Here is a 23,797-nt window from a genome sequence, read left to right on the forward strand (position 1 = left end):
AGCTTTACTCTTTCTAGCTTTACTCTTTCTAGCTTTACTCTTTCTAGCTTTACTCTTTCTAGCTTTACTCTTTCTAGCTTTACTCTTTCTAGCTTTACTCTTTCTAGCTTTACTCTTTCTAGCTTTACTCTTTCTAACTTTACTCTTTCTAACTTAAGCTACCAACTCAAACTACTTCCATTTGCTTTTAACCATTGCTCTGCTTTTTTATAATTTGGATAAAACTGGTTCACACGTTGCCAAAACTTAGCGCTATGGTTCATATGTAAAAGATGCGCAAGCTCATGTACAACCACATAATCAATCACCCAGGTTGGCGCACTTGCTAAATGTAAGTTAAAAGTCAGCTCGCGGCGTTTATTACAACTGCCCCAACGACGTTTATAATGTTGAATTTTAAGCTTTGTAGGGAGCGATTCAGACATCTGTACACAATAATCATGAACACGCATTTCGATATAGCTCTCAAGCTTTTCATGTAAAAACTGCTCCAGCAAAGCTAGGTAGTTAGCTTCTTGATGTTTGACACGTGATGATATTGATAAGGTAAGCTGAGACTGTGCATCTTGTTGCCACATGCTTTTCGGGCCTTTAGCGAATACTATCGGCACGTTTTGCCCAAACAACTTAATAGTGGCGTTTACTAATGGTAGTTGACGGCGCTCAGCATGAATGGATTGTTTGGCTATTTGTTCAGCGACCCAATCTTGCTTGGTCTTTAACCAGGCATCAATCTCAGTTTGTGGAACATAAAAAGGCGCATAAACGGTCAATTTCTGCTCGGCAACTTTAATTGCGACGGTTGTTCTGCGCTTACTACGCTTTAGGGTGTAATCCAACAAAGGTCAGCCAATTCGATTAATAAAAATAAGAGATTCCATTTTACCCTGCTAAATAGCTGCTAATCTATAAAGATGACTCACAAATAAGTTTTCACCTTTATGCCTGACAAACCATGTTGTAGTTATACCTCACCAACAGGTAACAAGTGCCAAGAAACAGATATGGGCTCTGGATTTTGCTTTTGGCATGATAGTAAATTTGATAAATCAGGGCTAGATCTAACCCAAAAATTAGAGCGCTATGCAAAAAAAGGTGGCTTATTAGAAGGCCTGCAATTGCAAAGAGCGAACCTTTCAGGACTTAACTTAATCAAGCAGGATGACGAAGAAGGTTATGATCTCTCCTATTGTAATTTTTATCGTGCGAATTTAACGGGCGCTCACCTATTTAATAATAAAATCGCCAATGCTTCATTAATGAAAGCTAATTTACATAGCGCGAGTTTGCATTACTGTGATTTAAAAAATACCAACTTACTAGGTATTAAGCTCAACGACAGCAGAATTGATAACATCGAATTGGGTAACCAATTATTACAAGAAGCGGCTGCATTTAAAGCACGTAAAAATAAACAGCATGATGAAGCACGAGACTTATTTGAGCAATCTGAAGAAATATATCGCAATTTAAGAAAAGCCTCTGAACATCAAGGGCTTTTTGAGCTCGCCGGTAACTTCACCTACAAAGAATTAAGAATGCGTCATGCGCAATACAGAAAAGGCTCAACCAAGCAAATTACTTCCAGCTTTATAGATATGTTATGTGGTTATGGCGAAAAGCCCGAAAATGTCATTCGCTTTAGTCTGTCACTCATTATTTGCTGTGCATTTTGTTATTTCTTATTCGGGGTAAGTTATCAAGATTCTGTGATGCAACTGAGCTTTGAAAACTCATTTCAAAGCAATTTGTCGGCATTACTGAATAGTTTTTACTTCAGCGTGGTGACTTTTACAACCCTTGGCTATGGTGACATTACGCCAATAGGTTTTTCGAGGTTAATCGCAGCCATAGAAGCATTTTGTGGTAGCTTTTCGCTTGCTTGATTCGTCGTTGTTTTTGTAAAGCGTATGACTCGCTAACGCATAATGTATGAACCCTTATGCTCTTTTGCCTGATACATTTTTTTGTCGGCTCGATTAATTAACTCTTCAGCATCTACCGTGCTATCAAGTGGCGCTGCAATAAGACCAAAACTTAGATGAAGCTCAGGGTATTGTTGTTCAAATGCGGCTATAAGTTTTTCACAAATAGTAAAGGCGCTATCTAACTCGCAATCGGGTAAGATGATGCAAAATTCATCGCCGCCATAACGGCACGGTATATCTATCTCGCGAATATTTTCAAGTAAGTATTGGCCTATATATTTAAGGACTTCGTCACCTTTTAAGTGGCCTTGTGTGTCATTCACTGACTTAAAGTCATCAAGATCAAAATAAACAACCGTTAATGGTGATTTGTGACGTCTGGCTCTGGCAAGGTCGCGTTGTAATAGCTCTTGCATTACACGGCGATTGTAGAGGTTAGTGAGAGGGTCGAGTTTAGCGAGTTTCTCAAGTTCTTGAGTACGCTGAGCGACTTTTTCTTCAAGGCCTTTCGCATAGACTTCGGTGCGGCGTTTCGCATTTTCAATTTCGCCCACTAAGCTGTCGATATAAGTATCAAAGACCAAGGTCGTATCAAAGTAAATTAATTTATCAATGATGGTAAGGGTATGACTTAACTCATCTTGATCGCTTATTGCGGTGCGAAGCACATTAAAAATCAGTTCTTTTAAAGTGCACACTGCCGATAAGTAAAGCTTTGGCTCAACCCCAATACGCTTATGCACCATACCAATCCGTAGACGGTTGTTAACATATTCATGCTCGTAACGACCACAAAATAAATCGATTATATACTGCCTTTGTGCATCTCTGAGTCGTGTTAAGGTATCTGCATCGCCAATTAGTAACGAAATTTCATCCACTTCGGTTTGTTTTTTATAAAACTCATTCACTACATTTTCGATGGCTGATTCGATTATAGGTTTATAGTTCAAAAGAGATGACAGACTATTTGAAGTCAGCCCTAATAAGCTCATTCTGTGTTGGATTTCTACATCATTAATCTGCATTTGCTCAACTAATGTTTGCTCGGTTCTTCTCATCTACCCACCTCGAACTACTCCTTTTTAATTAAATATAGCCAAGGTTTTGAATCCTACGTACTTAAGTGATAGGTTTTTCTCTAAATTCAGAACAATTTGTATTAGACTGCTATAACAAGCCGTTTCAAAAAAATATTATGCTCGCGAAATTTTTTATCACAGATCAAGACCCCAGCTTAATAGTAAGTGGTGTCTATGATCCAAGCTTAGTTGCTCTTTCTATTGCTACGGCTATTTTTGCTGCTTATTTTTCACTCCATATCATTGATCTAGCAAATAGAACACAATTTGATTCGTACCGTAAATTAGGCAGTGCGACAAGTGCCTTGGTGATGTCAGGTGGTATTTGGAGTATGCACTTTATCGGCATGCTAGCTTTTTCATTATGCACCACCGTGGAGTACGACCCTACACTGACATTTTTTTCATTTATTCCTGCATTTCTAGCCTGCTATACAGCATTCTCATTTTTGAAACGCAAAGATTTAAAGCAAATACCAACAACAATAAAGCTACTCATTGGCTCTGTATTACTTGGCTCTGGCATTGGTGCGATGCACTACTCGGGGATGGCAGCCATGCAAATGAGTCCGCTGCTTCGCTACGACCCAGCTTGGTTTGCAGCATCTATTGTGATGGCTGTTGCATTATCTTTTGTCGGCTTATATGCGCGATTTCACCTAGGTAAGTATTTTAAAAAACTCACTGTGTTTCAAACCCGTGTCATTTGCGCCATTATCTTTGGCTTTGCCGTGGCAGGCATGCATTACATGGGAATGGCCGCCACCCGCTTTGTTGCAACCTCGCCTTTGTTATCTGAAAACGTTCAAACGTCGCAACTTACTTTTATCGCCATTAGCGTTTCATTTGCCACCGTATTATTAACCGCTCTGGTTGGTATCATTAACGGCATGGTACGTTTTCGCTTATTACTGGCAGAAAAATCAGCAGAAGAGTCGCGCTTGGATGCCATTTTAGGCACTGCAATAGATGGCATCGTAACAATTAATATTCATGGCATTATTTTAAGCTTTAATAAATCAGCAGAAACTATTTTTGGTTGGCGCCAAGACGAAGTGTTAGGTAAAAACGTAAAACTATTAATGAACGACGATATAGCCGCGCAACATGATGGTTACTTAGCTGACAGTAGCAGACATGAAGTTAAAAAAGTGATTGGCGTTAACCGCAATGTATTTGCAAAACATAAAAATGGTCATTTATTCCCGATTCGACTTGGGCTTGGGGAAGTAAAACAACCTAACGCAGAAACATTGTTTGTAGGCTTTATAACCGATTTAACTGAGCAACGTGCACTGCAGCAAAGTCTCGAAGAAAAAGAAAAGCAATATCGTACTTTAATGAACAATACTCCCGGCGCTGTATTTCGTTGTTTGCTAGATGAGCACTGGACAATGAAATTTATAAGCCCCAGTGTTGCTGACTTAACAGGTTACAGCCCTGAAGAGTTTACCGATGGCACAGTTACATTTGCTCAAATCATTAATAACGATGATGTAGCGCATATTGATGAAGTTATGGAAAAAGCCATAGCTGAAAAAAACCAATATGCGGTTGAGTACCGCATTCGCCACCGAAATGGCAAAGTTGTGTGGGTTTTAGACCAAGGAACAATTAACGAAAATAGTGATTCTGAACAAAAGTGGATCGATGGTGTACTTATCGATATTACCGCTCGTCACGAATATGAAGAATCACTCAAAAAGGCTAAACAAGAAGCTGAAGCCGCAGCGCAAGCAAAACAATCATTTATGGCAAACATGAGCCATGAAATACGCACGCCAATGAATGCCATAATCGGCTTTAGCGACATATTAATGGACAGCCCACTCAGTAAGGAGCAACAAAAACATATTATTACCGTGAATAAATCAGCTCGCTCACTGCTGCATTTGCTCAATGAAGTACTAGATTCTGCAAAGTTAGAAAAAGGCAAACTCGATATTCAGGCTGAGCACTTTAACTTACAAGCGCTACTCGACAACATAGTATCGACCTTTTGGCTCGAGGCGAAGCGAAAAGATATCCTGCTTGATTTGATTATAGCTGAAAATGTTGCGCCTATTTATATTGGCGATGAGTCTCGTATTCGCCAAGTGATGAATAATCTCATCGGTAATGCCATTAAATTTACAGAGCAAGGGTCTGTAACAATTACTGTGAGTCAAACTCAAAATAAACAATTGTTTTTCGAAGTACAAGACAGCGGTATTGGCATAGCCAAGCACCGCTTAGAAGCTATTTTCCAGCCATTTGAACAAGCCGACGGCACCATGACACGCCGATTTGGTGGCACAGGTCTTGGCACAACTATTAGTAAGCAGCTTGTTGAATTAATGGGTGGTTCAATTGGTGCTATCAGTGAAGAAGGCAAAGGCAGCTGCTTTTACTTTACCCTACCATTACAAGAAGGTGATATCAGCCAAGTCGATACCTTACCTGGCAATCAATTAAACTTACCGAAACTTCGCATATTAGTGGTTGATGACATTGAGCAGAATGTTGAGCTACTGAACATTTTATTATCTCAAGCTGGGCACACCATTAGTACGGCTCAAAATGGCTTTGAAGCCATTGCAGCATTTGAACAGCAAAGCTTTGATGTGATTTTGATGGATATACATATGCCGGAATGTGATGGCATTACGGCCTGTAAAGAAATCCGCGAAATAGAGAAAATCAGATGCTTAAAAATTACACCTATCATCGCGTTGACGGCGAGTGTTTTACAACAAGATAAAATTACTACAAAGCAAGCCGGTATGAATGGCTTTGCAAATAAACCCGTTGATATTAACCAGCTGAACCATGAAATTGCGAAAGTGCTTGGTTTAGAAGTAAATAAAATCACTAACAATAAAGTCGGTGATGAGAAAAAGCACATCAACTACGACAAAGGTGTTTTGATGTGGGGAAGCAAAGAGAAATTAAATACGGAAATTGGCTTATTCCTTAGTAATCATCAACAGAGTATTCTACGACTGAAGGATCAGAAACTCAGTGAAGACGAACAAAAAGCAATTTTGCATACTCTTAAAGGAGTCGCGGGTAATTTAGCCCTCGCAAAATTATTATACTTGTTATCAAACGCTGAGAAAGAACGTGAAAAGGAAAGCTTCCCTACACTCATTGCCGAGTGCGAACAGGAATGGCAAACGCTGATTGCATTACTTGCAGAACAGCCGCAGTCTAGTTCACAACAGCAACCCATACACGAAACGTCGTTGGGCGCATTTATTAGCCAAATTGAGGCACTGCAAGCGCAAGCTGAGCATGCAGAGATAGACGATGATTTATTAAGCCAAGTGCAATCCCAAGCACCTGCAACCTACCAAGATCAGGTTGTTGAAATTTGTGCGCATTTTGAAAACTTTGACTTTGATGCAGCAAGCACTGCTTTATCAGCTTTAAAGCACACTCTCCAAGCTGCTAAGGAACACCTATGACGCAAATCTCAGAACGTGCAAGAATTTTGGTCGTCGATGATGAACCAGCCAATTTAAAAGTGATCCGTGAAGTACTCGCTAACGATTATCGCTTATCGTTTGCAAAATCTGGCGAGCTTGCTCTTCAGCTTATTGAGAATGAACCTCCTAAGTTGATTTTGCTCGATATTATGATGCCAGATATGAGCGGTTTCGAAGTCTGTAAAGTGTTAAAAGAAAACCCTAAAACTGCTCATATTCCTGTTATCTTTGTTACCGCACTTTCCCATGAGCAGGATGAGTCTGAAGGATTTGCTCTAGGTGCAGTCGATTATATTACCAAACCAATTAGCCCTGCGATTGTCAGAGCACGGGTTAAAAATCATTTATCTTTAGTGCAAGCTGAGCAACTGCAATTAGCCCACATTGATTTGATCCAACGTTTAGGCCGCGCTGCAGAATATAAAGACACCGACACTGGTGAGCACATTGCAAGAATGAGCCGTTACAGTAAGGTACTCGCCCTTGCCTATGGCATGAGTGAGTACGAAGCCGAACAGCTTAAACAGGCAGCGCCTATGCATGATGTCGGTAAGATAGGTATTCCTGATTCAGTACTTTTAAAACCTGGGCGCTTAAACGAAAACGAATACGAGCACATGAAACAACATGCCTTAATCGGCGCGAAGATTTTAGAGAAATCAACTTCGCCGCTATTACAGCTTGCTCATAAGCTTGCCCTTGAACACCATGAAAAATGGGATGGTACGGGCTATCCGTATGGTCTAAAAGGCGAAGAGATCAGTATTGAAGGGCGTATCGTGACAATTGCAGATGTGTTTGATGCTTTAACCTCAAAACGCCCTTATAAAAAAGCCTGGTCGGTTGAAGAAGCGCTCGACTTATTGAAAGACGAAGCTGGTAAGCATTTTGACCCGCAACTAGTTGATTTATTTATCGGCCAAATAGATAGCATCATAGAAATCAAAAATACTTATACGAGCTGAGATATTAAGGCCTCATTTGAGGCCTTGTTTAATTGCATCGTAATCATGCGAAGTAATTTCATGGCTGTTTCCAGCACAATCCTTAAAATACATTGAAAAAGTAACACCATGGTCGGCAACAAATGTTTTAACATCAAATTGAGCTAGATGCTCAAGCCATGCTAAAAACTGTGCTGCATTTGCACCAAAGGCAATTCCTTTGCTTCTACCGTCTGCTTCAAAGAGTGCTAAACGAATTGTCTTTGCTTGGTCTTCTAAGGTTAAAGGCCCTTTCCCTTCATCCCAAAATGCGAGTTCTGGTACCACATTAAAACCAAGTATTTGCTGATACCACTTTAGCGCAGCCGATAAATCATCAACATTTAAGTGGCAATGATCAACACCACATAAAGATGGAATAGCCATGTTACTCACCAATTTCGGTTTTTAACTGCTCTAAAAATTCGAGCATGTAAGCTGTACGTCTTTTGGCTTCATCTTTTGCTGATGGCGTGTTCATACTCTCGCTAATGTGTAACAGCTTAATGAAGAAATGATCTAGGGTGTATTTTGTATCGTCAGGTTCGCGGTTTAAGCAAAATGGGTCGTCTTTATGATACAGATAGCGACCAATTGAGCCCCCTACTTTCATGCAACGACTCACACCAATTGCACCTAATGCATCCATTCGATCAGCGTCTTGCACAATTTGCGCTTCAACACTTTGGACTTTGATATTGGCACTAAAGCTATGTGCCGCAATAGCATGATGAATAGCACTAAAATACTGCTCAGGATAATTAATTGAGGCTAAAAAACTTAACGCCTTGTCTGCGGCCATGGTTGATGCTTTTGCCCTGTCTGGGTGGTTTTTAGCAACCGCAACACAATCATGTAACCAAGCTGCGGGTAACACCACAGCCATTTCTGCCTGCTCGGCGATACATAATTGTTTTGCAACCCTCACTACTCGCTCAATATGACTAATATCGTGTGCGACATCGGCATGGAGTAAAGACAAAATAAAGTCTCGACACTGAGTTTCTAACGCTGCAAAGTCTATTTCTGGCTGCATATACTGGCTATCACCATTAACTGATTGAAATTATGCTTACTTTAGCGTGCTTACTGGATTTGTTCAAAACATTCATTGTATGTTTGCCAGTGCTTCATTAAACTATGCCCCCTTTTGTTTGACGCGAGAATCCCTATGTCATCTGCTATTTACCTGCAAGCTGGACGAGAAAAATCATTAAAAAGAAAACACCCATGGGTGTTCTCTAAAGCCATTAAAAAAGTAAAAGGTAAGCCAGGACTAGGTGACACTGTCACTATCTATGACAATGACGGTAAGTTTTTAGCGATTGCAGCTTACAGCCCGCAATCGCAAATTCGTGCTCGCGTATGGAGCTTCGATCAAAACGAAGTAATTGACCAAGCATTTTTTGAAAAGCGTTTGCGTCGAGCCTATGATGCGCGCGAACAGGTGATCAGCGAAGGCGGCTTAACAGGTTTTCGTTTAAGCGCTGCAGAATCTGACTACTTGCCAGGCATCACTATCGATAAATTTGATAATGTATTGGTGTGCCAACTGCTTAGTGCCGGTGCAGAGCGTCATAAAGGTGAAATTGTTGCTGCACTAATGACTATTTTCCCAGGCTGCGATATTTATGAACGTTCAGATGTTGATGTTCGCACCAAAGAAGGCCTTGAGCCAATCAAGGGCCTACTTTGGGGCAAGGAACCAACTGAGCCAGTCATCATTGAAGAAAATGGCTTAAAACTCGAGGTAGACATTCTTGAAGGCCACAAAACTGGCTTTTACTTAGACCAACGTGATAGCCGTGCAGCCCTTGAGCGCTTTGTTAAAGACAAAACAGTATTAAACTGCTTTAGCTACACAGGTACTTTCTCGCTTTATGCTTTGCGTGGCGGTTGTAAACACGTTACTAACGTCGATGTATCGCAGCCAGCACTTGATACGGCTAAGCGTAACGTTGAGCATAACAACCTTGATTTGTCTAAAGTTGATTTTGTGAAACAAGATGTTTTTAAGTTATTGCGCCAATACCGTGATGAAGGTGTGCAATTTGATACTATCGTTATGGATCCACCAAAATTTGCTGACAACAAAGCGCAATTAACCGGTGCTTGCCGTGGTTATAAAGATATTAATATGATTGCGATGCAAATCTTAAAACCAGGTGGCACTTTACTTACCTTCTCGTGCTCTGGATTAATGGAACAAAATTTATTTCAAAAAGTGGTTGCGGATGCAGCCCTTGATGCAGGTAAAGACTTGTTGATCATGGAACGATTAAACCAAGCTGCCGACCACCCGATTGCTGGCAGCTACCCAGAAGGCTTTTATCTTAAAGGCCTGATCTGTAAAGTTTACTAGTTAAAATTTACAATTTCTAAACCGGCACTCAAGGAGCCATCTTGCTCCTTGGTTGCTCGTATCACACGGGCTGTTGCATCAAATGAAGTAATCGCCGTGCTAGTCGAAGCAATTAACACCCGATACAGACTGCCTATTTCTAAAACTTCATCAAGGTGAATTGCCAGCCCTGTTGCACTTAAATCAGTACACATAGCCTGAATTTCTTCGCCATTAACAACATCTAATGGGATTAGTTTTGCAGGTGTATGAATTTGCATGCGGCGAAAGTCGCGTTTCTCCTCATGAAACATATGGCCTCCTATACCAGTGTTTTTATTTTCTCTATTAATGTTTTAACAGAAAAAGGCTTCACTACATAGGCGTCACACCCGGCATCAAACCCTGCTTTTTGTTCAAGCTCGGTTTCAAGGCCAGACACCATGACAACAGGAATTTGCTCTGTTTCTGGGGTGTTTTTTAGTAATCGGCAGGTATCATAACCATCTAAGCCCGGCATACACACATCGAGTAGTATAGCATCCGGCGGCTCAGCAATAGCCGATGTTAAACACGATGTGCCTGAGTTTGCATAGCTTAACGAAAACTCATTCCCAAGGCTTGCTTTGAGCATTTCAAAATTAAAATATTCATCATCGACGACCAAAATAGTTGGTCGCGGCCGATTTACCGTACGCTCAGAAACTGAGATAGGTCTTTCCTTTTCAATGCCCACATAATCTCCTTTTAGCATCTGTGTTTATAACTTAAAGCAAGGAGGCGCTAACCTCATTCCTTAGTATTATAACTCACATTCTTTAATTGCGTTTAAAACACGTTTAGCAGATACAGGATAAGGCGTCCCTAGTGTTTGTGCAAATAAAGAAACACGTAACTCTTGTTGCATCCAAAATATCGCACTGATCTCTTCAGGAATTGGCATTCCCTTAGGGATTTTGCTCGCTAATTTTTGATATTGCTCAGCTACTTTATCAAGCTCAAGCACACACAACCTATCACGATTAGGATCAACAGGTAGCTTTTCTAAGCGGCGTTCAATGGCTTTTAAGTAACGTATTAAATCTGTCATTTTTACTGCGCCGTGTTGGCTTACAAAGCCTTTGAACACTAAGTTTTGTAACTGTGATTTAATATCACCGTGCGCCGTGATCATGGTTAAATCAACGCGTCCTTTCATACGTTTATTTAAGCCATGAGCAATACTCAACACTTGCTCTACTTGGGTAGCGATCTCAACAACCGTATCACCAAGCTCACCGCGAATTTGCTCTTTCGCTTTTTCAAATGCATCTGCAGTGCGAATGTTGCCGTATTTAGTTAACAGGCTATCAACGGCTGCAGCGATACAGTCATCAATTAAGTCATTGACCTTACCAAACGGATTAAAGTACAAACCTAATTTAGATTTGTTTGGTAAGTTTTGTTGTAAATACTTAATCGGTGATGGCACGTTTAATAACACTAAGCGGCGTAAACCTTGTTGGTGCGCCTGCTGTGCTTTGTGTTCATTATCAAATAACTCAACCGCGGCTGAGTCTTTTTTATCCACAAGCGCTGGAAACGCCTTAATCTCGTATTGACCTTGTTTTTTCACGTACGAACTAGGTAACTCACCAAAACTCCACTCGGTCAAATCAGCTTTTTCTATGCCCTTGTCTGCTACTTTCGATAAGGTATCCGTTACCTTACCTTGTAACTGGGCTTTTAGCTTAGATAGATTTAAACCACGAGCGAGTAACTTATCGTGTTCATCGCGTACCTCAAACTGTAAGCGTAAATGCGGAGCAAGGGTTGATAAATCCCATGCATCTGGCTCAACACGCACACCTGTCATACGTAATAAGCGCGTGCTAATTGCATCAATTAAGTTGCCTTGCATTGGCTCGATTGCAGCAAGTACCGCATCGGCGTAATTTGGCGCAGGCACAAAGTTACGACGAATTGTTTTTGGTAGCGACTTGATAAGCGCACAAATTAACTCATGCCTAAATGCAGGAATATGCCAATCAAAACCGGTTTCTTGTACTTGGTTTAACAATGCAACTGGAATTTGTACCGCAACACCATCAACGGCTTGCCCTGGATCAAAGTGATATGCCAGTGGTAATAATAAGTTCTCTTGCTGCCAAGTATCTGGGTAATCAAACTCAGTGACATGATCAGCACCATGCTGCATTAATTCTTCTCGAGACATGTGCAAAAAGCGCTTATCTTTTTGCTTTTGCCCTTTCCACCACTTATTAAACGCGGCACGATTATTTACATTTTGTGGAATTTTCTTGTCGTAGAATTCAAATAGGGTTTGTTCATCAACTAAAATATCACGGCGGCGAGATTTATTTTCAAGAACCTGAATATCTTCAATTAACTCTTGGTTATATTGTAAAAAGCCTTCATTTTGACCCAGTTCTTGCTCTACTAAAGCGGTGCGAATAAACAACTCGCGACTTACTTTTGGATCAATATTGCTGTATACACAGCGGCGCTTATTAACAATTAATAGGCCATACAGGGTTTGCTGCTCAAACGCGATAACTGCACCCGGCTTTTTCTCCCAATGCGGTTCGCTGTAGCTGCGCTTTACTAAATGCTGTGCAAAGCCTTCAACCCATTTCAAGTCTATGCGCGCGTTAATCCTCGCATAAAGCTTACTGGTCTCAACAAGCTCTGCCGACATAATCCATTTTGGGCTCTTTTTAAATAATCCTGAACCTGGGAAAATATGGAATTGGCTGTTGCGGGCGCCTTTATAAATTTGTTTTTCATCTTTAAAACCAATATGACTTAACATACCGCTTAATAAAGATTGATGAATTCGCTCGCTATCTGCAACATTTGTAGTGGCCTTCATGCCCATTTCATTACATACCGTTGATAGCTGATAAACAATATCTTGCCATTCGCGAATACGCATATAGGCTAAAAAGTCCTTTTGGCATAACTTTCTAAACTGGCTATTGCTCAATTCAGATTGCTGCTCTTCAAGGTAATTCCACAGATTTAAAAAGGCGATAAAATCTGAATCAGGGTCATCAAAACGGCCATGCTTTTCATCCGCTGCACCGCGTTTTTCTTGTGGTCGCTCTCTTGGGTCTTGAATCGACAATGCCGCAACAATAATAATCACTTCACGCAGTGCACCTAAGCCATCGGCAGTCAGCACCATTTTAGCTAACCGTGGATCAACCGGTAAACGGCTTAAACTTCTTCCTGATTTAGTAAGCTCAGTCTTTTTATGACGTTTAGCTGGCTTAATGGCTTCGAGTTCTTCAAGTAGCGTTAAACCATCGTTGATATTTCGGCTATCTGGCGCTTGCACGAACGGGAACTGCTGCATGTCGCCAAGCCCTAAACCAAGCATTTGCAAAATAACAGAGGCTAAGTTGGTGCGTAAAATTTCAGGATCAGTAAACTCTGGGCGCGAATTAAAGTCTTCTTCGCTATACAAACGAATACAGATACCCGCTTCGATACGACCACAGCGACCTTTACGCTGATTGGCACTGGCTTGTGAAATTGGCTCAATCGGTAATCGTTGTACCTTAGTACGGTAGCTATAACGGCTGATGCGCGCAGTACCTGGGTCAATAACATAACGAATACCCGGTACCGTTAGTGATGTTTCAGCCACGTTGGTGGCTAAAATAATATGACGACGGCTGTGCGGCGCAAAAATTCGGTTCTGTTCAGCGTTTGATAAACGCGAATATAGCGGTAAAACATCCGTGCCTTTGAGGTTTCGCTTTGATAACGCATCGGCGGTATCACGGATTTCTCGTTCACCATTCATAAAAATCAGAATATCGCCAGGGCCTTCATCGCACAGCTCATCAACGGCATCAAAAATACTCTGTAATTGGTCACCATCCGCTTCCATCTCATCTTTGTTGATTTCAGTGGTTGGTCTATAACGAACCTCTACTGGGAAAGTTCGACCGGATACTTCGATGATGGGTGCATCATCAAAATGTTTAGAAAAACGCTCTGGGTCAATCGTCGCTGAGGTAATAATAACTTTTAAGTCAGGACGTTTTGGCAGTAAATTTTTTAAATAGCCTAAGATGAAATCGATATTTAGGCTGCGTTCGTGGGCTTCATCGATGATGATGGTATCGTACTGATTTAGGTATCTGTCTTGTTGAATTTCAGCCAGCAGAATACCGTCTGTCATCAATTTAATGTAACTATTGTCAGAAACTTGGTCACTAAAGCGAATTTTAAAACCCACTTGTTGGCCTAGCTCGCATTGCATTTCTTCTGCAATACGATTCGCGACACTTCGAGCCGCGAGTCGGCGAGGCTGGGTGTGACCAATGTATCCATCAACACCGCGGCCAAGCTCTAAACACATTTTTGGGATCTGCGTCGTTTTACCTGAGCCAGTTTCACCGGCGATGATCACTACTTGGTTATTGGCGATCGCCTGTTTAATGTCATCTTTCTTTTGACTAACAGGAAGTTGTTCTGGGTAGGTCACTTTAGGCAAGGCAGCCAAACGTTGCTCGCGCAATTGCTGCGAACGACTAATATCTTCTGCTATTTTTTGCGCTATGTTTGCTTGCTTAGTTTCATCGTTGATTTTTTTAATGCCATGAAGGCGTTTTTTGAAGATGAATTGATCTTTGCGTAAACACGTTTTTAATTCGCCGAACAGCGGACCTAGGTTAACCACCCGATACCCTTATATTTCTTAACCAATAGACTGATATTGTATCAAATAATCTATCAGGTGGTCATGGCTTTATTTATGCCAATTCGCTTAATTAAGTGAACAGTTTTGAGGCAATAAAATCTCGTTGATAACAAGGCAAAAATTTCGTTATTTAGTTGTTCTAAATGAGAGATTTTTAACGCAGTTAGCGACAGATTTAATCCCTCAAAATGATTAAGTATTATTGCGAGTTGGCATAGTCCTCTCGGTTGGGATTGGCATTGCACAAACATCGATGTAATCAGGGCTTTCAACAAACCACGCTTCTACTCGATTTTTACGCGCTTCGATGAGGTCTTTAAAGGCATTTGAGTCTGTTTTCATCACCCGAAATTCACTGTTATCAGTATCTTTAATATCTGCTAATACTTGCATATCTGTGATGGGGTTAAATGGCTGACCTTCAGTGGCTTTACGTTGCAATAGATTAAAGTGCTCCATGCCTTCTAAAACACGACCAAACACGGTGATATTACGGTCTAAATAGCGCTGGCTATTACCGATGGTGACATAAAATTCGGTACCACCGGAATTAATATCATTACCGCGGGCCATAGCAAAAATTCCTGGGCAATGTACTTGCCATGTTTCGGTTTGGCTTTGGTTTTGTGCCACAGCAAAGCCATTTAAAAAGCCAGTTTTAGCGGCATAGCCATCAGGCCCTTTAAGCTCTGTAATCGCTAAAGGAGCCTCGGTGCGTAGATAAAACTCAGCAGGTAACCCTTTTTTGGCATTTTTAACAGGTTTACTTTCGCTGGCATCTCCGCCCTGCGCAACAAATCCTTCAACAAAGCGATACATACTCAGGCCTTGATAAAACCCTTCTTTGGCAAGCTGTCGCATGTTATTTGCATGAATGGGCGCTAGTTTATCGTTTAGTTCGATATAAGCAGCACCCGTAGGTAAGGTTAATTTAATGACGTTTTCGGCACTGACTTTTCGCCACTCAATGCTACTTGCGGTTTTAATGATTTCGCCAGCGGAACGTTTTTGGCTTGTTTCTTTTGCAGTAATTGGTGCAGCTAAAACTACGCCAAGACACAGAGTTAATAGACTTAATTTCATTGTTATTATCTTTTAAGTAATTGACAATTCAGCCTATTAACTTATGCCCTAATAAGCAAGTAAAAGCGATGTTTGATCACAAGTAGAGCTATTAGTCCCAATCAAATTTATAAAGAATATCAACATTTTGATAAAGGCCGCTGGTGACCTCAATATACAATTGCGACAACAATTGATAACGAACGGCCACTTCACTTAGTGAATCAAAAATGCCAACACTGTATTTCACTTGAATACCCGGTGTAACGTAGCCAGATATTTCAACTTTGGTGTCATCCCCGCTGCCGCTTGAACTTAAGCTGACATCAGACAAACCAAAGCTTTCACCGATTTTAGATACTACACCTTCACTACGGTTTACACCTTGGGCAAGCAATAATTGGGTGAGCATCGCATCTGTTGAACTATCTCCTTCATCAAGAGGTTGCCCATTTAATAAATAAGCCAATGCTTGGGCTTGGTCCATCGCAGGCTCTGAGAAAACTTTTAAGGAAGGCTGTTCAACATTACCAGTTAAGGTAATACCCGCAATCACGCCATTCGAGGTGTTGTCTGGATTACGAATTGCCTTAATGTTCAAGTACGGTTTATCAATTGAGCCGCTAAAGCCCACCTGACCGGTACGAATTTGCAAGTCTTGACCAAAAGCACGATAGGTACCTTGAACTAGGTTCAACTCACCCGTTGCTATCATCGGCGTAACTTGGTCCATGCTGATGTTTATGTCACCTTCAACTTTTGACTGTAAGCCAAACGAGTCAACGCGCACATCATTTTCAACCAACACCTTTAGGTTAATAGCATAATCAAAGGGCACTTTTTCTGACTGTTGCTGCTCAATATCAACAATGACTTCATCATCGCTGACTTGCACAGCACCTTCTGGTAGCTCTTCAATCGCAATACGTCCCCATGGCACGACGACTTGGCCATCAAGATTAAACGCATTATTTTTTAACGACATAGTTAAGTCTGGAGACACTTTAAAGGTGACATCTTGCTGAGCACGCACAAAAAACTCTTTACCGTTTAATCTCACGTCAACGTCCGGTAAATCTTGCTGCCAATCAACACCGCCAGATAAATTAAGCGCGCCCCCTTCGGTGTCTTTGAGCTCGCCAGTGAGCTTTGCACTTTGGTTATTAAAGGCAATGTTCACATAAGAGTTTTGCAGCGACACCGGCAAGGTTGCCCCTTCTAGATTGATTTTTTCGACATCAAAATCACCATTGAGTAATGGCTCTTTTAAAGTACCTGCGATTGCTAACCGGCCTTTTATGTCGCCTGTTAATTGCTCAAGTGAAGCTATAAAAGGGCGTAGGTTTGTTAACTCAATTTTCTCAATAACCAAGTCGCCCGCTAAGGTCTGTTGATTTTGAATATCATCAATGTTGAGCTCTGACGTCACTTTACCTAATACAGATGAATCAATAGTGGCATTAAGTTTACCCGTTTGCGCATCGCTCATTGCCGAGATATCTAAAACCTCTATCGGTAACTTATAAACATTTGCGTCATCAATTAAAGATGCTTGCAGCTGGTTGGTTTTGATATTGGCACGAATCGTTTTCAATGCACCATTATTCCAATTAGCAACAAACTCCCCATTTGCATCGCCTGTTACTTTCAAGTTATCGGGTAAGAAGTGTTTAAATTCAGCAATAGATAGCGCTGCAAGCTGTGCATTTAACTGGCCTAATTGCTCAGTTTGCTGCAAGATCTCAAAGCATAGTTTGGAGTTATCACTTTGCCAGCAATGCGCGCCTACATTAAAGTCAAAGGTTTTGGTATTTACTTGAATATTAACCGGTTTATCAGTGCCAAAGCGCACCTGATTATCGGTAACAAGAATTTGGCTTAGCGCACCTTGCCAGGCCTCTTTATTAAATTTACCGTCTACATCAAATGATGCCTTGCCTTGATCTGCATCGAGTAAAAAAGTTAAATGATGATCTGTTTTATCGCCACTGGCGTCTAACTCAATTTGATTAATTTTGTGTTCGCTAATCGATGCAGAATCAAGCACCAGTGACACATCCGTTTGCCAGTCTGCAGCGTAATCAAATTGCCCTTTTAATGTTAAACCATCAACCTGAATATCTTGATAGCTCAATGTATTAAGGACTAGATTTAAATCAACCGTTGGCGCAAGACGCTCACCACGTAAGCTCAAATCAGCAAAGCCCTTGCCTTGCATAGGCAAGATATCTTGACCACTGGCATCTAAACGCAATTTACCGTCTACACGCCATACGTCATCAACCTGTCCCGATAGCGCAATTTCATTTTTGCCGCTTTTCACTTCAAGTTTTTTAAAACTCGCATGCAAGCTGCTATCAAGTTCAAAATCCGACAACAAGGTCACTGGCACTTCATTAACTGAACCATTTAATTGCGTGTTATCTAAGGCAAGCTGCCACTCACCTGCCTGTAAATTAAATGAACCATTAAATTCACCAGATAAATCACTGCTTAGTGCATCCGTTAAGTATTGGGCTTTTAAGTGGCTTAAAACCCCTTTAAACTCGCTTTTTACCCCGTTCGACCAATCAACTGATGCGTTAATGTCTGCTTTACTGTCATTAGCATTAAGGCTTAACTGCTCAAGTTTTGCGTTTGTTAAACTACCTTGTAATTGCGATTTCACAGTCATTGCAGGTAATGCGTCTAACTGCGTTACTAGGCTCAAATCGACAGCATAAGCATCGGCATGGCCTTTGGCTTTTAAATCAAAGTCCGATAATTGCAGCTGTTGTGTATCTGTCGTAATTTGCCACTTTGCTATCTGGCCTGTTAAATCAAATGGGTAATTTGTTTGTTTTAGGTTAACAGCCCCTTTTAACTCTGCTGGGTACGCTCCTTGCGTTACTAAATCTAACGTTAAATCCTCAAGCGGGCCTGAAAGCGATAACTTCGCTTGATGCTCAGTGCTTTTTACAGACACTGCTCCCTCAATTGTATTTTCACCAGAAAGCTCTGCCATTAAATTAGAGTGCAATTGCCATTGCTGATAACTTGCAGCAAGCTTTTCAAGATTAATATCGCTCCCCTTAGCAGACGCAACTAATTCGATATTTTCGACTAGCTGAGCCTCTTTAGCACCATAAGGGGTAACAGCAACTTTACTGATTTGAAATTGCTTTAACTCAATATTAATCGGTAGCTTAATATCAATTGCTGGTAATGCTGGCAGCTCAGTTAATGGGGTTGATTTAGGCTGCTCTTTTGCTTCGTGTAGCATCACAGCAACATCAGCAATGGTCAGTGTATCCACTGTAATATCCGATTCTTCGCCGCGACCACTTAAGTTTAATTTGTTGACTGTTACATCGGCACTCGGATGCGCAAGATTAAAGCGATTAATTGCAACTCGCTTAACAGCAACTTTCATTGGTAAGTTGATTTGACCAGCTTGCTCAGCTTCAGGCTCTGCTTCAGTGCTCTGCTCAGTTGCTACAGCTTGGCTTTTAATGCTTAGATCAATCGACTGGGCGCTTAAATTATCTAGGCAGATACCATCACAACGCCACCAGAATAAATCAATTTTTAGCTGCTTTGCATCAAGCTTGATACCTTGATTTTCAAAGTGAACATCAAACGCATCGTTATATAAAAAACGCCCAGATGGCAGGTTGATTTTTAAACCATCAACTAACTTATTCGCTGTGTATGCAATAAAGTGATTACCGGGCGCGGTGAATAGCAAACAAAACACAATAACTAGCAGACTTGCCAACGTGATTGATAGAACCTTGGTTATCTTTTTTAACATCTTCATTAGATTTCAGGCCCTATGGTAATACTTAATCGGGTACTTTTGCTTTCTTTTGTTAAACCCCAAGCATGGTCGATACGTACAGGGCCAACCGGTGTTAAATAGCGAAAACCAAAACCGGCACCAACTTCGACGCGATCACTAAAATCATTAGTCGCAGTACCACTATCGACAAATAAGGCTGCGCGCCAATGTTCAGCAAATTGATAGTTATATTCAACAGTGCCACTCATTAAATATTTACCACCAATTAGGCGCCCTTCCCCATCTTCAGGGGAGATAGATTCATAGGCAAAACCACGTACACTCTGATCACCACCGGCATAAAAACGCAGTGATAACGGCACATCATTTATATTATCGACCAACATGGCACCTAGATTGGCTCTTAAAAACAGCATATGGCGTTCTGCAAAAGTAGTTAACCAGGCATTTTGCAGTTGTAAGCGCAAAATATTGGTTGAAGACATCATATCTTTTAAACCAAACTCTACTGACATCATCCATTGATAGCCTTCATAAGGCGTTGTGCCCCCCTCGGTGTCTTTTTTGGCATAACTAATACCAGGCATCAGCATTTTTGCGCTTTGTTCTTCATCCCCTATTCGATAGGTCTCGTAATCGCGTCTTAAAAAAGCAGTACGTACCCAATCGTCATCAGTGAGCCACTGCCGCTGAAGCTGCCCCGTGAATATACGGCTGTATAAATCATTGGTTAATTCATCTTCGAGCTTGTAACCCACAGAAAAGCGCCAAAGATCATCATTAGGGTCGTCAACTGGCACCGTATAGCCAAGTGAAATATCTTGCTGGCGCTCAGATACATTAAGGTTACTTTCTAAATAGTGACCATCTTCAGTGATCCAAGGCTTGGTCCATTTGAAACGGACTTTTGGTCCAAGGTCAGTGCTATAACCGCCACCCACTTCATAACTATTGGCAGGTTTGTGTAATACATCAACGTTGACAGGCACTTGGTTATTTTTACGTTTTGCAATATCTGCATACACACGAACACTCGCAAAGTAAGGGGTACTCGACAGTGCTAAGTTGTAATCAGAAACCTCGGTCGCTTTATAAGGCTGACCTTGTTTAAATTCAGCCAGCGAACGAATGTATTTTTCGGCTGGAGTCTCACTACCAATTGTGATGTCACCAAACTGATAACGGGGCCCAGTATCGACATTGAAAATGACTTTTGCGCTATTATTTTTTAGCGAAACTGCCAATTTATGCTCATGCCATTTTGCATCAAAATAGCCTAAGTCTAATAGTTCGCTTTCAATACGTTTTCTTGCGGCCTCATATTTACCGTGATTTAAAAAGTCACCTTGTTTGATTTTGATACTGTTGACGGCAGACATAAATTCAGCGTCATCTTTACCGGCACCCGTGATAGTCACGTTAATATCTGCAATACGGGTAGCAGGACCACGTTGAACATCAACAATTAAAAGCTGCTGAGCATCATCGAAACTAATTTTGATTATCGGCTTATAATAACCAAGCGCCTTTAAACTCATTTCAACTTGGCTTTTAGCGTGACGCCTTAATGCCTTAGAAGTTTTTTCATCGACAAGTTGCTTAATGTAAAGCTCAACGTTTTTTTCGAGATCATCACTGATCCCTTGAATTTTATAATCTTTAATAACAGTTGAGGCACTAATTGCGTGCTGGCTGTATGAAAAGCAGATAAACACAAAGACAAAAAAGAAATGCCGAGTATACAAAAAATATCCTTACTTTTTTGGAAGAGTCATAATCTAAAATGAGTACAAAAAGATACTAGCACAGTGCAATAGCCACTGACATAATTGAAATGTTAAAATTAGTACGCGTTAAACAATTATTTTCGCTACAATAGCGGATAATACCTAGATTTATAATGAATGAGCGACTAAATGCACTTCCCTGATGACGAAAACGGTCAATTATTAGCTGAAATTGCTGACGCTGGTGTCGATTTAACCAGTATGCAAACTATCGATTTCTATATTCTTTTTGAACAAAAGCCTGAAGCAGAAAAATTTGCTGAAGCCATTACAAGTGATGAACTTGCCCCTTCAACAGAGTTAGCCAAATGCCCAGATACAGGGGTGTGGGAAGTAATTACTCGTGTGAAGATGGTGCCAGATCACACCTTACTTAGCCAAACAGAACAATACTTAGAAAGCATTGCTAATAGCCATAATGGTTATGGCGATGGTTGGGGGTTGATGGCCGAAGAAGAATAAGCCATTCCCACAATCTCGTAAGGGGATCAATTTAATTGATTCGCCTTACGAAAATTGCCCTGATAATCAAATAGCTTTTCAGCCACTTTCCAACCGTATTTTTTATTTTTACGCGCAATCACAAAATCGGGTGCCAGTAGCTGCTGTTGTAAATTGACAACTTGCTCCGCGTTTTGCCAATCCATTGGGGTAAAACCTGGTGCTGCTCGCTTACCAAACTGCTTATTAAAAATAAATCGTCCGGTGTCATTTGCTAAGTTAAATACCTCATCACAACTGGCTCCATCTTCATCATAATAGCTAATTTTAAGTAACCCTTTTGCGAGCACCTGAGCTGACAAACCACTACACCTTAATACCAAGGCATCTTTTAAATTTAGTGCTTCTCGTAGTTTATCATCAGGGTCTGCCATCATGGCACCACAGGACTGACACTGCCTTGCAGCAATATCATTTTGTTCACCACACTGCTCACATTCTTTAAACCGAAAACGATAATCGCACTGTACTTGTTCTTCACCATCGTCCAGCAAGCCTTGGCAGCGCCTACCAAAATGCTCAACCACTTTGCCTTCGCTGTCTGTTTTACCCCAAAAAATATTCGCAAATCCACAGCCTGGACACAGCACTTGAACAGGCTCATTATCACTTTGCGCTTTTTTACTGCCGACCTCAGGGTAAAACAAATCAAAGCCGTTACCTGCATAATCAATCACTAAGCAGTCTTTTTTTCCTTCGCTTAAACGAAGGCCTCGACCAACAATCTGTTGATATAAACTGACCGACTCGGTGGGACGTAAAATCGCAATATAATCGACATGAGGCGCATCAAAACCCGTCGTGAGTACGGATACATTTACTAAATATTTTATTTGTTTTGCTTTAAATTGATTAATAATTCGGTCACGCTCGTTATTATCAGTATCACCCGTGATAAGTGCCGTACTATCCTCAGGTAAGTAACTGGTAATTTCTTTGGCATGCATTACGGTTGCTGCGAAGATCATCACGCCATGACGCTGTTCACTGTATTCTATAACTTGCTTGATAATCGCTTTTGTTGCGCGTGTATTATCTTTCAATAACGCATTCATATTCTCAATACTATACCGACCAAATGAATCACTCGGTAATGATGAAAAGTCATAATGGCTAATGGCTGCATCGACTTCATGGGGCGGCGTTAAATAGCCGTTCTTGATCATATAGCGCAGTGGTAACTCAAAAATACACTTTTTAAACGGTGCATCTTTATCACCTCTAACAAAACCATGATAGTGATGATGGTAAACCCAGCCCATCCCCATACGAAATGGTGTTGCGGTTAAGCCAAGTACTTTAAGATTGGGATTTTGTTTTTTTAGACTCGCTATCACCAGCCCGTACTGGCTTTGTTCATCACCGCTTACACGGTGGCATTCATCAATGATCAACAAAGAGTAAGCATCAGTGAGCTTTTCTGTATTGCGTGCCAGTGATTGCACACTCGCAAAGGTGACTTGCTCTGTTAAAGACTTTTGCTTTAACCCCGCAGAAAAAATACTCGCCTTAAAACCAAAGCTAATATATTTCTCGGCGTTTTGCTCTACTAACTCTTTAACATGCGCGAGCACCATAATCTTTTGTTTAGCAATGCGCGCAAGTTCAGCAATAACAAGGCTTTTTCCAGCCCCTGTTGGTAAAACAATCAATGCGGCGTCATCTGTTTGTCGAAAGTGAGCAACCGTGCGTGCTACGGCCTCTTGTTGGTAGGGTCTGAGTACGTACTTCATGTTATCGGACTATAATCGACATAAAAAAGGGAAGCATACGCTTCCCTTGATATTCTTTAAAGCAAAAATTAAGCGAGGTGTTTTGTTAAATCGACACCTTGGAATGCTTTAGGACGTTTGCCACGGCCTGTCCACTCAACAATTTCGCCATTAAATTCGATGCGGTACTTTGGTTTAACCTTAGTACGTTTATCTGTTGTTGCTACATCCTGTAGATCTTCTAATGTAAGTCCTTTTTCTTTTAGTAAATCGAGTACTTCTTTTTTAGCTTCTTGCTGTTGAGTATATTTCTCGATTGCTGTGTCAATTAGCTGTTTTGCTTTTTCTAATTCAGATAATGACGCAGATTTCACAAAAGATCGGATTTCTTTCATTGAGAGCTCGCTTAATAATTAAAAGTTAGTTAAATGTTCAACAC

17 protein-coding genes and 1 pseudogene are annotated in these 23,797 nt (G+C 41.0%); 5 read left to right on the forward strand and 13 right to left on the reverse strand.

What is annotated here, in order from left to right; translation table 11 throughout:
* Nucleotides 1-140: pseudogene (locus WA256_RS21070) on the reverse strand (pentapeptide repeat-containing protein); the annotation flags it as partial.
* An 18-nt stretch (nt 141-158) separates the two neighbouring features.
* Nucleotides 159-839, reverse strand: a complete 681-nt coding sequence (locus WA256_RS16935; RefSeq protein WP_062566989.1) for a M48 family metallopeptidase — start codon at nt 837-839, stop codon at nt 159-161.
* Between the two features lie 102 nt (nt 840-941).
* Between WA256_RS16935 and WA256_RS16940 the strand changes: the two genes are divergently transcribed.
* Nucleotides 942-1,886 carry an ion channel gene (locus tag WA256_RS16940; protein WP_335992693.1) on the forward strand — a complete coding sequence of 315 codons (945 nt, stop codon included), beginning with the start codon at nt 942-944 and terminating at the stop codon, nt 1,884-1,886.
* Between the two features lie 32 nt (nt 1,887-1,918).
* Here WA256_RS16940 and WA256_RS16945 read toward each other — a convergent pair whose 3' ends face one another.
* Nucleotides 1,919-2,989 carry a GGDEF domain-containing protein gene (locus tag WA256_RS16945; protein WP_269408291.1) on the reverse strand — a complete coding sequence of 357 codons (1,071 nt, stop codon included), beginning with the start codon at nt 2,987-2,989 and terminating at the stop codon, nt 1,919-1,921.
* Nucleotides 2,990-3,126: 137 nt separating this feature from the next.
* On the opposite strand from WA256_RS16945, the gene WA256_RS16950 reads away from it, so the two are divergent.
* Both WA256_RS16950 and WA256_RS16955 read left to right on the forward strand, forming a co-directional pair.
* Nucleotides 3,127-6,456, forward strand: a complete 3,330-nt coding sequence (locus WA256_RS16950; protein ID WP_335992694.1) for a PAS domain S-box protein — start codon at nt 3,127-3,129, stop codon at nt 6,454-6,456.
* Nucleotides 6,453-7,442: a response regulator gene (locus WA256_RS16955; RefSeq protein WP_335992695.1), complete on the forward strand. Its 990-nt coding sequence runs from the start codon at nt 6,453-6,455 to the stop codon at nt 7,440-7,442. The genes WA256_RS16950 and WA256_RS16955 overlap by 4 nt, the downstream gene beginning before the upstream one ends.
* A gap of 12 nt (nt 7,443-7,454) precedes the next feature.
* On the opposite strand, the gene WA256_RS16960 is transcribed toward WA256_RS16955, so the two are convergent.
* Together WA256_RS16960 and WA256_RS16965 are read right to left on the reverse strand one after the other, a co-directional pair.
* Nucleotides 7,455-7,856: a VOC family protein gene (locus WA256_RS16960; protein WP_335992696.1), complete on the reverse strand. Its 402-nt coding sequence runs from the start codon at nt 7,854-7,856 to the stop codon at nt 7,455-7,457.
* On the reverse strand, nt 7,849-8,496 hold the full coding sequence (locus WA256_RS16965; protein WP_054564028.1) for an HD domain-containing protein: 648 nt from the start codon (nt 8,494-8,496) through the stop codon (nt 7,849-7,851). The genes WA256_RS16960 and WA256_RS16965 overlap by 8 nt, the downstream gene beginning before the upstream one ends.
* A 135-nt stretch (nt 8,497-8,631) precedes the next feature.
* Between WA256_RS16965 and WA256_RS16970 the strand changes: the two genes are divergently transcribed.
* Nucleotides 8,632-9,822: a class I SAM-dependent methyltransferase gene (locus tag WA256_RS16970; RefSeq protein WP_062566995.1), complete on the forward strand. Its 1,191-nt coding sequence runs from the start codon at nt 8,632-8,634 to the stop codon at nt 9,820-9,822.
* On the opposite strand, the gene WA256_RS16975 is transcribed toward WA256_RS16970, so the two are convergent.
* From WA256_RS16975 to WA256_RS17000, 6 genes are all read right to left on the reverse strand, one after another.
* Entirely contained in the window at nt 9,819-10,115 is a 297-nt protein-coding gene (locus WA256_RS16975; protein WP_062566996.1) for a PilZ domain-containing protein, read from the reverse strand. The genes WA256_RS16970 and WA256_RS16975 overlap by 4 nt on opposite strands.
* 8 nt (nt 10,116-10,123) lie before the next feature.
* On the reverse strand, nt 10,124-10,531 hold the full coding sequence (locus tag WA256_RS16980; protein ID WP_279625991.1) for a response regulator: 408 nt from the start codon (nt 10,529-10,531) through the stop codon (nt 10,124-10,126).
* Nucleotides 10,532-10,603: 72 nt separating this feature from the next.
* On the reverse strand, nt 10,604-14,494 hold the full coding sequence (gene hrpA / locus WA256_RS16985) for an ATP-dependent RNA helicase HrpA (protein ID WP_335992697.1): 3,891 nt from the start codon (nt 14,492-14,494) through the stop codon (nt 10,604-10,606).
* A gap of 213 nt (nt 14,495-14,707) precedes the next feature.
* Entirely contained in the window at nt 14,708-15,598 is an 891-nt protein-coding gene (locus tag WA256_RS16990; protein ID WP_335992698.1) for a peptidylprolyl isomerase, read from the reverse strand.
* A gap of 91 nt (nt 15,599-15,689) precedes the next feature.
* Entirely contained in the window at nt 15,690-19,376 is a 3,687-nt protein-coding gene (gene tamB, locus WA256_RS16995; protein WP_335992699.1) for an autotransporter assembly complex protein TamB, read from the reverse strand.
* Nucleotides 19,376-21,103, reverse strand: coding sequence for an autotransporter assembly complex protein TamA (locus tag WA256_RS17000; protein ID WP_335992700.1), 1,728 nt, complete (start codon nt 21,101-21,103; stop codon nt 19,376-19,378). Before WA256_RS17000 ends, tamB begins: the two co-directional genes overlap by 1 nt.
* A 171-nt stretch (nt 21,104-21,274) precedes the next feature.
* Here WA256_RS17000 and WA256_RS17005 point away from each other — a divergent pair, with 171 nt between their 5' ends.
* Nucleotides 21,275-21,607, forward strand: coding sequence for a ribonuclease E inhibitor RraB (locus WA256_RS17005; RefSeq protein ID WP_054564034.1), 333 nt, complete (start codon nt 21,275-21,277; stop codon nt 21,605-21,607).
* Between the two features lie 26 nt (nt 21,608-21,633).
* Here the strand turns inward: WA256_RS17005 and WA256_RS17010 are convergent, their stop codons facing one another.
* Both WA256_RS17010 and WA256_RS17015 read right to left on the reverse strand, forming a co-directional pair.
* Complete coding sequence (locus tag WA256_RS17010; RefSeq protein WP_335992701.1) at nt 21,634-23,379, reverse strand: DEAD/DEAH box helicase; 1,746 nt, start codon at nt 23,377-23,379, stop codon at nt 21,634-21,636.
* A 68-nt stretch (nt 23,380-23,447) separates the two neighbouring features.
* The gene (locus WA256_RS17015; protein WP_063707100.1) at nt 23,448-23,753 is read right to left on the reverse strand and encodes an H-NS histone family protein; all 306 of its coding nucleotides are present in this window, start codon (nt 23,751-23,753) and stop codon (nt 23,448-23,450) included.
* Between the last annotated feature and the right edge of the window lie 44 nt (nt 23,754-23,797).

Source organism: Pseudoalteromonas sp. CH_XMU1449-3 (assembly GCF_037027245.1).
Lineage (GTDB): Bacteria > Pseudomonadota > Gammaproteobacteria > Enterobacterales > Alteromonadaceae > Pseudoalteromonas > Pseudoalteromonas shioyasakiensis.